This is a genomic window from Pseudonocardia sp. ICBG601, from assembly GCF_020496245.1.
In genome coordinates, this window is sequence record NZ_JAHLJA010000267.1 from 1 (window position 1) to 1,975 (window position 1,975).

Consider the following 1,975-nt stretch of genomic DNA (forward strand, 5'->3'; position numbering starts at 1 on the left):
GGGGAACGGGGCGACCGGCGGCCGGGAGCCGGTCGTCAGCGGCGTCCCGCGCCTGACCGGCCGGGTCCGGCCCGCTGCCTCAGCGGAACTGCGGCGGGACCCCGTACGGCCCGGCCTGCGGCGCGACGAACTGCGCGGGAGCACGCTCGGCGCGCTTCGGGTCGTCACCCCAGGCGTTCTGACGGTGCTCGCCGTCGGCCGCCAGCCACACGATCAGCAGCACCACCCCGACCAGCGGGACGAGGCCGATGAAGTACCACCACCCGCTGCGGCCGGTGTCGTGCAGCCGCCGCACCAGGAGCGCGATCGCGGGCACCAGGTGGACGAGTGCGACCACGGTCGCCAGCACCGGGGCGCCGAGCAGCTGCGTCGTCCCCAGGACCACGTCCAGGGTCCCGGCGACGAGGTAGATCCCCAGGTAGACCAGGGCGAACATCCAGTACTCGGCCCGCCGGGCGCGCCCCCGGAAGTCGGAGAACCCGCGCATCGCCTGCAGGTAGTACGTCATGACGTGGCCCCTCTCGCCGTGCGACCACGGGCTGGTCGCTCGGACGAGGGGATGCCGCCCGGGGGCCGGCCGTTACAGCGCGCGGGTCAGAAGAAGTCCCCGCCGAAGTCGGAGTCGTTGTCGAACAGGCCCCCGCCGTCGAAGCCGCCCTGGTCGGCGCCGTCGAAGCCGCCGTCGGCACCGCCGTCGAAGCCCGGGTCGTCGAGGGCGGCGCCGTCGGCGAACCCGTCGGCGTAGGCGGCCGGGTCGGCGCCGGCCATCCCGCTGAACAGCGAGGTGAACAGCAGCGCCGAACCGACACCCCAGGCCCCGGCGACGAGTGCGGGCTTCCACCACGGCTCGGAGTACCAGCCGCGCGGCACCGGACGCCCGGCGACGGTCCCGCCGGGGTAGTAGTGGCTGTTCCGGTCGGTCGGCCGCGGCGACGCGCCCAGGCTGCGGCCCTCCACCTCGACCTCGCGGTCCTCGGTGACCTCAGGTCACCGAGGACCGCGAGGTCGAGGTGGAGGGCCGCAGCCTGGGCGCGTCGCCGCGGCCGACCGACCGGAACAGCCACTACTACCCCGGCGGGACCGTCGCCGGGCGTCCGGTGCCGCGCGGCTGGTACTCCGAGCCGTGGTGGAAGCCCGCACTCGTCGCCGGGGCCTGGGGTGTCGGTTCGGCGCTGCTGTTCACCTCGCTGTTCAGCGGGATGGCCGGCGCCGACCCGGCCGCCTACGCCGACGGGTTCGCCGACGGCGCCGCCCTCGACGACCCGGGCTTCGACGGCGGTGCCGACGGCGGCTTCGACGGCGCCGACCAGGGCGGCTTCGACGGCGGGGGCCTGTTCGACAACGACTCCGACTTCGGCGGGGACTTCTTCTGACCCGCGCGCTGTAACGGCCGGCCCCCGGGCGGCATCCCCTCGTCCGAGCGACCAGCCCGTGGTCGCACGGCGAGAGGGGCCACGTCATGACGTACTACCTGCAGGCGATGCGCGGGTTCTCCGACTTCCGGGGGCGCGCCCGGCGGGCCGAGTACTGGATGTTCGCCCTGGTCTACCTGGGGATCTACCTCGTCGCCGGGACCCTGGACGTGGTCCTGGGGACGACGCAGCTGCTCGGCGCCCCGGTGCTGGCGACCGTGGTCGCACTCGTCCACCTGGTGCCCGCGATCGCGCTCCTGGTGCGGCGGCTGCACGACACCGGCCGCAGCGGGTGGTGGTACTTCATCGGCCTCGTCCCGCTGGTCGGGGTGGTGCTGCTGATCGTGTGGCTGGCGGCCGACGGCGAGCACCGTCAGAACGCCTGGGGTGACGACCCGAAGCGCGCCGAGCGTGCTCCCGCGCAGTTCGTCGCGCCGCAGGCCGGGCCGTACGGGGTCCCGCCGCAGTTCCGCTGAGGCAGCGGGCCGGACCCGGCCGGTCAGGCGCGGGACCCGCGCCGGACCGGCTTCTCCGGCCGCCGGGTCGCCCCGTTCCCCGGGTCC

At 75.1% G+C, this 1,975-nt stretch carries 4 protein-coding genes; 2 read left to right on the forward strand and 2 right to left on the reverse strand.

What is annotated here, in order from left to right; genetic code table 11:
• Positions 1 to 79: 79 nt before the first annotated feature.
• Positions 80 to 508, reverse strand: a complete 429-nt coding sequence (locus KPL57_RS64810) for a DUF805 domain-containing protein (RefSeq protein WP_226354446.1) — start codon at positions 506 to 508, stop codon at positions 80 to 82.
• Between the two features lie 86 nt (positions 509 to 594).
• A complete protein-coding gene (locus KPL57_RS64815; RefSeq protein ID WP_374204000.1) occupies positions 595 to 957 on the reverse strand; it encodes a hypothetical protein in 363 nt (120 codons plus the stop codon).
• A gap of 53 nt (positions 958 to 1,010) precedes the next feature.
• Between KPL57_RS64815 and KPL57_RS64820 the strand changes: the two genes are divergently transcribed.
• Entirely contained in the window at positions 1,011 to 1,373 is a 363-nt protein-coding gene (locus tag KPL57_RS64820; RefSeq protein WP_374204000.1) for a hypothetical protein, read from the forward strand.
• 86 nt (positions 1,374 to 1,459) lie between these two features.
• Complete coding sequence (locus KPL57_RS64825) at positions 1,460 to 1,888, forward strand: DUF805 domain-containing protein (protein WP_226354446.1); 429 nt, start codon at positions 1,460 to 1,462, stop codon at positions 1,886 to 1,888.
• Positions 1,889 to 1,975 lie beyond the last annotated feature (87 nt).

Bases quoted from the DNA above. Each gene is read 5' to 3' on its own strand.
- KPL57_RS64825 (WP_226354446.1), top strand. From the start codon at position 1,460: ATGACGTACTACCTGCAGGCGATGCGCGGGTTCTCCGACTTCCGGGGG.
- KPL57_RS64810 (WP_226354446.1), bottom strand. From the start codon at position 508: ATGACGTACTACCTGCAGGCGATGCGCGGGTTCTCCGACTTCCGGGGG.